This window comes from Paraburkholderia sp. RL18-085-BIA-A, assembly GCF_046027075.1.
Lineage (GTDB): Bacteria > Pseudomonadota > Gammaproteobacteria > Burkholderiales > Burkholderiaceae > Paraburkholderia.
On record NZ_JARESU010000044.1, the window covers coordinates 59,378 to 68,161 of the forward strand.

The 8,784-nt window shown below is 70.0% G+C and carries 4 protein-coding genes; all 4 read left to right on the forward strand.

Annotated features, from left to right (window positions below):
* The first annotated feature begins 19 nt into the window (after window positions 1-19).
* On the forward strand, window positions 20-2,389 hold the full coding sequence (bcsB, locus tag P0D89_RS26380; RefSeq protein ID WP_408362634.1) for a cellulose biosynthesis cyclic di-GMP-binding regulatory protein BcsB: 2,370 nt from the start codon (window positions 20-22) through the stop codon (window positions 2,387-2,389).
* 3 nt (window positions 2,390-2,392) lie between these two features.
* Entirely contained in the window at window positions 2,393-3,703 is a 1,311-nt protein-coding gene (gene bcsZ, locus P0D89_RS26385; RefSeq protein WP_408362635.1) for a cellulose synthase complex periplasmic endoglucanase BcsZ, read from the forward strand.
* A 77-nt stretch (window positions 3,704-3,780) separates the two neighbouring features.
* The gene (locus P0D89_RS26390) at window positions 3,781-7,686 is read left to right on the forward strand and encodes a cellulose synthase subunit BcsC-related outer membrane protein (RefSeq protein ID WP_408377463.1); all 3,906 of its coding nucleotides are present in this window, start codon (window positions 3,781-3,783) and stop codon (window positions 7,684-7,686) included.
* An 80-nt stretch (window positions 7,687-7,766) separates the two neighbouring features.
* Window positions 7,767-8,784 (forward strand): BcsE family c-di-GMP-binding protein (locus tag P0D89_RS26395; RefSeq protein WP_408377465.1); only part of this gene is annotated, 1,018 nt, incomplete at its 3' end.

An 8,784-nucleotide genomic window follows, 5' to 3' on the forward strand; every position in this document is an offset into this window, starting at 1 on the left:
CCAACAAGCTGATCTGTTCATGAAATCTGTCGTGTCGTTGTGCCTTTCGCTGACCGCCGCCGTCGGCGCTCTGTATGCGGCCGTATCGGCCGCCGCGCCGTCCTTGCCTCATGCACCGTCCGCGCTCGCGGCGTCGTCGCTTGCTGCCGTCTTGCCGCCGGCTGCCGTCGTCAACGTGGCCGCAGCCGCTGGCGCGAATGCCGCGAAGGCGATCGGCGCCGCTGACCCTGCCAGCACTGCGGCACCCGCCGCCGGCTCGACCACCACGCATCTGTCGTTCGCGGCGTTGGGCGCTTATCAGACGCTGAACCTGCGCGGGCTCGAGGATGCGCGCACCGTCAACGTCGGTGTGCGGCTCGACCGCGTGGTGACCGCCGCGCGGCTGCGTCTGCGCTACACGTATTCGCCGGCGCTGGTGTTTCCGCTCTCGCATCTGAAGGTGTCGATCAACAACGAAGTGGTCGCGACCGTGCCGTTCGATCGCGAGCATGCCGGCCAGGTCGTCACGCAGGAGATCGCGCTCGATCCGCGCTTTCTCACCGACTACAACCAGCTTGGCCTGCACCTGATCGCGCATTACACGCTCGACCATTGCGAAGACCCGGACAACTCCTCGCTGTGGGCCGACGTGAGTCCGGCGAGCGAGCTGATTCTCGACACCGCGCCGATTCGTTTGCCTAACGATCTCGCGCTGTTGCCCGCGCCGTTTTTCGATCGCCGCGACGTGAGCCGGCTGCGCTTGCCGTTCGTGTTGCCGGCCGCCGCCGACGACGCGACGCTGCGCAGCGCCGGCGTGCTGGCATCGTGGTTTGGCGCGCAGGCCGATTATCGGCAGGCGCGCTTTCCGGCCTTGTCCGCGTTGCCTGCCGACGCGCACGCGGTGGTGGTCGCGCGCAGCGCGCAACTGCCCGCCGATCTGAAGCTGCCGCCGGTCAACGGCCCGCTGCTGATGGTCACTGACAATCCCGCCGCGCCCGGCAAGAAGCTGCTGATCGTGACGGGCCGCAGCGCGGCGGAAGTCGATGAGGCCAGCGCCGCGCTCGTGCTCGGCACGACGGCGATGACGGGCCCGGCGGTGCAGATCGGCCAGATCGACATCGGCGCGCCGCGCAAACCGTATGACGCGCCGCGCTGGGTGGCGGTGGATCGTCCGGTCGCCTTCAAGGAACTGATCGACGATCCGAACCAGCTGCAGGTGCACGGCAGCGCGCCCGACGCGATCCGCCTGAACCTGCGCGTGCCCGCCGACCTGTTCTCGTGGAACGGCGCGGGCGTGCCGCTGAATCTGAAGTACCGTTACACGGCGCCGACGGTGCAGAACAACTCGGCGCTCGCTGTGCAGATCAACGATCAGCTCGTCAAGTCGTACCGGCTCGCGCCGGCCAGCGCCGACGACGCGCGCGGCCGTCTACAGCTGCCGCTGCTGTCGAGCAACGGCAACCGCTCGAGCAGCGCGCTCGACATTCCGGCGTTTCGCGTCGGCAGTTCGAACCAGTTGCAGCTGCGCTTCAATCTGGATTCGCAGAAGACCGGACTGTGCCAGTCGGTGGCGTCCAATCCCGTGCAGGCGGCGGTCGATCCCGATTCGACGATCGACTTCTCTGGCTTCGTCCATTACGCGCAGATGCCGAACCTCGCGTACTTCGCGAATAGCGGCTTCCCGTTCACGCGCTACGCCGATCTTTCGCAGACGGCGGTGGTGATTCCCGAGCATCCCGCGCCGCAGGAACTGGAAAGCATGCTGACGATGCTCGGCCACATGGGGCAATGGACCGGCTATCCGGCACTGCGCGTGCAGATCGCGCGGCCTCGCGAGCTCGCGCAGGTGACGGGCAAGGATCTGCTGGTGATCGGCGGCGACGCGTCGGCGCCGCTGCTCGCACGCTGGCGTCAGGCGTTGCCGTTGAGCATCGGCGCGTCGTCGCAGGAAGGCGGCGCGGACGGTCCGATCACGCGCGCGTCGTTTTCGGTGAAGGAGCAGTGGCGCAACGGCGCGCATCTGCCGGACGGCAGCGCGCGCATCGAGCGCGACGGACCGCTCGCCGCGCTGCTGGGCTTCGAATTGCCGGGCAGCAAGGGACGCAGCGTCGTCGCGTTGACAGCCACCGATCAGCAGCAGTTGCCGCAACTGCTCGACATGTTCGAAAAGCCGGACCGCGTCGCGCAATTGCAAGGCGACGTCGCGTTGTTGCGCGGCGGGGAAGTGGACAGCATGCGCGTGGGTGAACCGTATCTGGTCGGCTATGTGCCGTGGTATGCGCAGCTGTGGAGCCGCGCGATCCAGCATCCGGTGCTGCTGGGCGTGCTCGGCGCGATCGCCGGGCTGCTGCTGGCGATCGGCGCGTTCACCGCGTTGCAGGAACTGGCCGCGCGCCGCCGGGGAGTCTGATCGATGACGCCGGTGAAGTGCAAAGCGCCACGGCGGTGGGCGCGCGGCGATGTGCTGGCGGAGGCGGGCGCGGGTTCCGTCGCGGCGGCGGCGGTTGCGAGGACGGCAGGTTTTGCGGTGGCCGTGGCGGCGGTGATGGCGGTGATGGCGGTGATGGCGACGCGCGGGGTGGTTGCGGCGGAGGCGCCGGTGAGCGGCTCTGCCAACACAGTCAATGCAGCATCCGCCGGAATCTGCACGCCGTCCGAATGGCCGCGCTGGCAGCAGTTCAAACGCGACTTCCTTTCCGCCGACGGCCGCGTGATCGACGTCGGCTCCGCCGATTCGCGCACCGTCTCCGAAGGGCAGTCGTATGCGCTCTTCTTCGCGTTGGTCGCCAATGACCGCCCGGCCTTCGACACGATCCTGCAATGGACCGAACAGCATCTCGCGCAAGGCGACCTGACCGCGCATCTGCCGGCCTGGCTGTGGGGCCGCGCGGACGATGGACAGTGGCAGGTGCTCGACGCGAACGCGTCGTCGGATGCCGATCTGTGGATCGCCTATGCGCTGCTCGAAGCCGGCCGCGCGTGGCGCGAGCGCAGCTACACCGCGCGCGGCGCCGTGCTCGCGAGGCGCGTGCTCGACGAGGAAACCGCCACTGTTCCGGGACTCGGCCTGACGCTGCTGCCGGGGCCGGCCGGTTTTCATCCGGCTCCGGACGTGTGGCGCGTCAATCCGAGCTACTCGCCGCCGCAGGTCATTCGCGGCATCGCCACGCGGCTGCCGGACGATGCACGCTGGACGCGTCTTCTCGCCAGCACCGCCCACGTATTGACCGACGCCGCGCCGCACGGCTTCGCGCCTGACTGGGCGCTGTACCGCGCGAAGCAGGGTTTCGCGCCGGACCCGCAGACCCAGGCGGAGAGCGCATATAACGCGATTCGCGTCTATCTGTGGGCCGGCATGCTCGATCCGCGCGATCCGCTTGCGCCGGCGCTGCTCGCACACTTCGCGCCGTTCGCGGGCTTCATCGCCGCGCACGGTGCGCCGCCGGAAAAGGTCGACACGACCAGCGGCAGCGCGGGCGCGAACATGGGCAACGCCGGTTTTTCCGCGGCAGCCGTGCCGTTGCTCGACGCGCGCGGCGAGCATGCGCTCGCCGACGCGCAGATCGCGCGTGCCGAACAGCTCAATCGCGCGACGCCGAGCGGCTATTACAGCAGCGTGCTGAGCCTGTTCGCGCTGGGCTGGCGCGACGGCCGCTACCGGTTTGCCGCCGACGGCACCCTCGATCCGCAATGGAGTTCGCCGTGTCGCGTCGCTGTTCAATAGGCCGCGCGGTGTGGCTCCTCGTGCTCGCGTGGACGGTAGCGGCGAGTGGCGCGTGGGCGCGCTCCGTCGAGCCGGCGATGGCCCGCGTCGTGGCGCCGGGCGCGGCATCCAATGCGGTCGTTGTTGCAAGGCCGGGCACGTCCGCCGCATCCGTAGTCCCGCATGCCGCCATCCCCGAAGACCCCGCCGCGCAGCGCCTGTTCGCGACGGCCCGCATGTGGTCGACCAAACATCGCGACGATCTGGCATCGCAGGCAATCCACAAAGCGCTCCTGATCGCGCCGAATGATCCAACGCTGCTCGCGGAGCAGGTGCGCATCCAGCTGCGCCTCGGCCAGGCGCAAGCCGCGCAAACCACGCTCGCTCGTCTGCATGCGAACGCCCCGGGCGCGGCGTCGACGCAGCAGATCGAAGACGAATTCCGCGTCGCCACCAACGGCCGCCAGGAACTCGCGACGGTGCGTCTGCTCGCCCGCAGCGGTCAGTCCGCCGAAGCGTCGCGCCGCCTGCTGGCGCTGTTTCCGCACGGCGCGCCGTCCGGTTCGCTCGGCGCGGAGTACTACCAGATCATCGCCGGCACGCCCGAGGGCCGCGCGCAGGCGATCGGCGCGCTGCGTCAGCGGATCGCCGCCGATCCGTCCGATGTCGACTCGGCGCTGGTCCTCGCGAATCTGCTGAACGCGCGCGGCGACACGCGCGCCGAGGCCAATCGCATCGCGTGGAATCTGGCGACGCGTCCTGATTCGGATCAGTCGGCGTCGCTCGACGCATGGCGTCACGTGTTGCAATCGGCGGGTGGGGACCCGGCCTATCTGGCCGCGTTGCGCGTCTATCTGCAACTCGTTCCCGACGACACCGAATTCAAGGAGCGCGTCGCCGCGATCGAAGCCAGGCTCGACGCGCAGCGGCAACTCGAACGCAACCCCGACTACATCGCGCAGCAGCGCGGCTTGCAGGCGCTCGCGCGCAACGATCTGTCGGCCGCCGAGCCGCTGCTCGCACGTGCAGCACAAGCGCGCCCGGACGATGCCGAAGCGGTCGGCGGACTGGGTCTAGCGCGCATGCGGGCAGGGCGGCGCGACGAAGCCCGCGCGCTGTTTCTGCGCGCGGCCGCGCTCGCGTCGGACAACCGCGCGAAGTGGGAGAGCCTCGCGCGGGCCGCGCAGTTCTGGGGGACGCTCGCGCAAAGCCGCGACGCCGCCGCGGCCGGCCGGCCGCAGGACGCGGAGCGGTTCGCGCGCGCCGCGCTCGCGATGGAGCCAGGCAGCGCCGACGCGAAGCTGATGCTCGCCGATGCGCTGCTCGCGCAGCACGACTGGAGCGCTGCCGAGCCGCTGCTGCGCGAGTTGTTGGCCGCGCGCGAGCCGAGCATCGCGGCGCTGCGCAGCACGCAGACGCTGTTCGAGAACACTGGCCGCGCGGCGCAGGTCGAGCCTTTGCTCGACGCATTGCAAGGCCGCTTCAGCGCCGCCGACGATCGCCAGAGCCTCGCGCAACTGCGCGCCGATCTGCTCACGTCCCAGGCGGACAAACTGCTGGCCGCGGGCGAGCGCGGTCCTGCCGCGCAACGCTACGAAGCGGCTTTGCGCGCTGCGCCCGACGCGCCGTGGACGCGCTTCGCGCTCGCGCGTCTGTATCGCGATCTGGGCTTGCCGCAACTCGGCCGCGTCGTGCTGGACGACGGCCTCGCGGTCTCCGCGTCGCCGGAAATGCGCTACGCGAGCGCGCTGTACCGCAACTCGCTCGACGACGTCAGCGGCGCGCAAGCCGTGCTCGCGCCGATCGCCGAGCAGGACCGCAGCGACGGCATGCGCGCCCTCGAGCGCAATCTGCGCGCGCAGCAGTGGCTCGTGAAAGCGCGCGCCGCGTTCACGAGCGACGACCGCGCGCTCGCCACCCAGGCGCTCGACGAAGCCCGCGCGATGGCCGCCGACGATCCCAATCTGCTGGCGGCGGTCGGCGCGATGTGGATCGAACAGGGGGAAGCCGAGCGCGGCCTCGCGCTGCTGCAGAACTGGATGGACACGCACCCGCAGCAGACCGACGCCGACGTGCGTCTGCGCTACGGCGATCTGCTCGGCAGCGCAAGCGCGAAGATCGGCAACGCCGCACTCGACGCGTGGCTGACCCAGTTGCGCGACGATCCGCGGGTCGTGCTGAGCGCCGCGCAAAGCGCGCGTCTGGAAGATCAGGCGCTGCGGCTCGTACTGCGGGAAACGGATGAAGCGTTGGATCATCAGGATGACGAACAGGCGCGACGGTTGCTCGCCCACGTGAGTCCGGCGGGCCGGCGCGACAAACGCTATGCGCTCGAAGTCGCCGATCTCGAACGACTGCAAGGGCACTACGCGGCTGCGCGCGCCGCGCTGCAGCCTGTGCTGGCCGCAGCGCCTGGCGACCCGGACGCGCAACTGGCGCTGGCCCGCGTGCTCGAACAGAGCGGCGAGCGCCGCAGCGCGCTCGATCTGGTGCGCAGCGTGCTCGACGGCGCCGCGCCTGACGATGTCGATACGCGGCTCTCGGCGGCGCGCCGGCTAGCCGCGTTGCGCGCGACGCAGGAAGCGCAGCAGGTCACCCACGCGCTGCGGGTCGCGTATCCGGCGCGGCCGGACGTGACGGTGCAAAGCGGCCGCGTCGCCCAGGACCTAGGGCAGTACGAGGAAGCCGCGTCGCTGTATCGCCTGTCGCTCTCGCAGGAGCGCGCGGTCGGCGTGAGCGCCGGTCCCGACGGCACGCCCGCGCAGGCGGCGCTGGCCGATCTCGAACAGCGCCGCAATCCGGAGATCGAGACCGGCTGGCTGCCCGCGTATAAATCGGGCGATGCCGGCATCTCGCAGTTGCGCGCGTGGCAGGTGCCGGTGTACGTGCAGATTCCGTATCGCTACGATGGCCATTTCTTCGCGCATGTCGATACCGTGCATCTCGACCCCGGCACGCTCGACGTCAGCCCCGGCAATGCGTCCACGCGCGACACGTTCGGTACGATCGGCGCGGCCGACAATCTCGCGGCCGCGCGCGGGACCGCGCTCGGCATTCCAGCGCAAACTACTGCCGCGCTGTTCGCGAACGGGCTCGCGAGCTCGCCGTATCTGCATCAGTCGGCGACCGGCGTGGCGCTCGGCGCGGGCTATGTGTCCGACGCGTGGCGCTTCGACCTCGGCACGACGCCGCTCGGCTTTCCGGTGCACTACCTGGTCGGCGGCGCGCGCTATCAGTTCGACGCCGGACCGGCGAGCTTTTCGGTCAGCGCATCGCGCCGTCCCGAGACCAGCAGCCAGCTCTCCTATGCCGGCATGCACGACCCGGTGACCGGCGCCGTGTGGGGCGGCGTGCGCCGCGACGGCATCGATCTGCATTCGGCGGTCGATGTCGGCAAGACGAGCCTGTTCGCCGACCTCGGTGCGGCCATGCTGACCGGCCGCAATGTCGCGAGCAACCAGGAGATCACGTTGCGCACCGGCTTCGCGGTGCCGGTGTATCAGCGCGTCAATACGCTCGTGAGCACTGGCCTCGTCGGCAATGTCTGGCACTACACGAATAACCAGCGCTTCTATTCGTTCGGCCAGGGCGGCTACTACAGCCCGCAACGCTATCTATCGCTCGGCATACCGATCGAATGGGCCGGGCGGCACGACGCGCTGAACTGGGACGTGACGGCGACGCTCGGCGTGTCGAATTCGTACGAGAAGAATTCGCCGTATTACCCGAACGGCTTGCCCGGCACGCTCGCCTCGGCGCCGGGGCTCGACACGCTGGTGAACACGGGCAGCTCGACGCGCGGCGTCGCGTTTTCGTACGGGCTCGCCGGCATCGTGCAATACCGCTTCAATCCGAATCTGCTGGCTGGCGCGCAATTGAGCATTGATCGTTCGCACGACTACGCACCGAGTTCGGCGCTGGTCTATCTGCGCTACACGTTCGACGCCCGCAAACAGGACAACAGTCTGTCGCCAAGACCCGTGCGCCTTTACTCGAGTTTTTGACCGGCGATGCAACGAGATCAGGGAAACCACGCGTGAGCACCGTTTCGAATCCACTCAAGCCGGCGCCGTCCGGCAACCCGGTGCGCCGCTGGCTGCAAGCCTTCGGCCGCGCGGGTGCGCACGACGACGCACGGCGGCTCGGCCGGCTCGCCGTCGATGCGCTGCCCGACGAATGGGCCGCGCTCGAAACCGGCAAGCTCTACGCGATCTATGCGGCGCCGCGCACGCCGGCCGCCGATGCGCTGATCTGGGAGAGCGCGCGCGAGGCGCGCACGCGCGACGTGACGGTCGTGCTCGCGCGCGAGCGCGCCGCCGTTGCGCAGCGTTTGCGCGAAATCGGCTTCAGCGCGAACGCGCCGGCCTCGGGCTGGCCGCGCAACCTGAGCGTACTCGCGATGCCGCCGGTGCGCGGCGACGCGGCCGATGCGGCGGCATTGAACGCCGATCCGGCCACCCCGGCAACTCCGGCCACGCCGGCCGTGCTCGCCAAAGTATTCGGCGGTCTGCGCGCGCTCAAACGCTTCGGGTTCCGCTCGCGTTCGCTGTATTTCGTCGAAGGCGCCGAGCGTTGGTTCGACTGGGACGACGCCGACGCGCTCGCGCGCGAGGGCCGGATGCTGGCGCACTGGTGCGCTGCACGCAACATCTCGCTGGTGCTGCTGCTCGGCGCGCCGTCGGATGTCTCTGAACTCGACGACGCGCAGTGGTTCGAGTCCGCCACATCGGCGCAACAGGCAGCGATGCAGCAGGGCCGCAACGAGTTTCATGCCGCCTGCGCGGGCGTCGCGCGGATGGAGCGCACGCACGGCGAGTTGCTGTGGCACGTCGACTTCTGGCGCGCGGACCGCACGCTCGTGACCGGCGAAGTGCGCTCGTTGCGCTTCACCGAAAGCGGCCGCCTGAGCGTCGCGCCGGATGCGCCAGGCGGCGCGGCCGCGCGCGGCGACGGGCTGCTCGCGCGCGATGAACAGCGCGTCGTGGTCAGCCGCGCGGTCGTGGGCGGACATGAAGCGTGGGTGCCGCCGCACTGGGAAGTCGTCGCCGACCAGGCAGCGGTGCTGGCCGCCGGCGCGGGCAAGCCGGCGGCGGCCGGGGGGG

Coding starts and splice junctions, on each gene's coding strand:
- bcsB (WP_408362634.1), top strand. CDS start 20: ATGAAATCTGTCGTGTCGTTGTGCCTTTCGCTGACCGCCGCCGTCGGC.
- bcsZ (WP_408362635.1), top strand. CDS start 2,393: ATGACGCCGGTGAAGTGCAAAGCGCCACGGCGGTGGGCGCGCGGCGAT.
- P0D89_RS26390 (WP_408377463.1), top strand. CDS start 3,781: ATGGCCCGCGTCGTGGCGCCGGGCGCGGCATCCAATGCGGTCGTTGTT.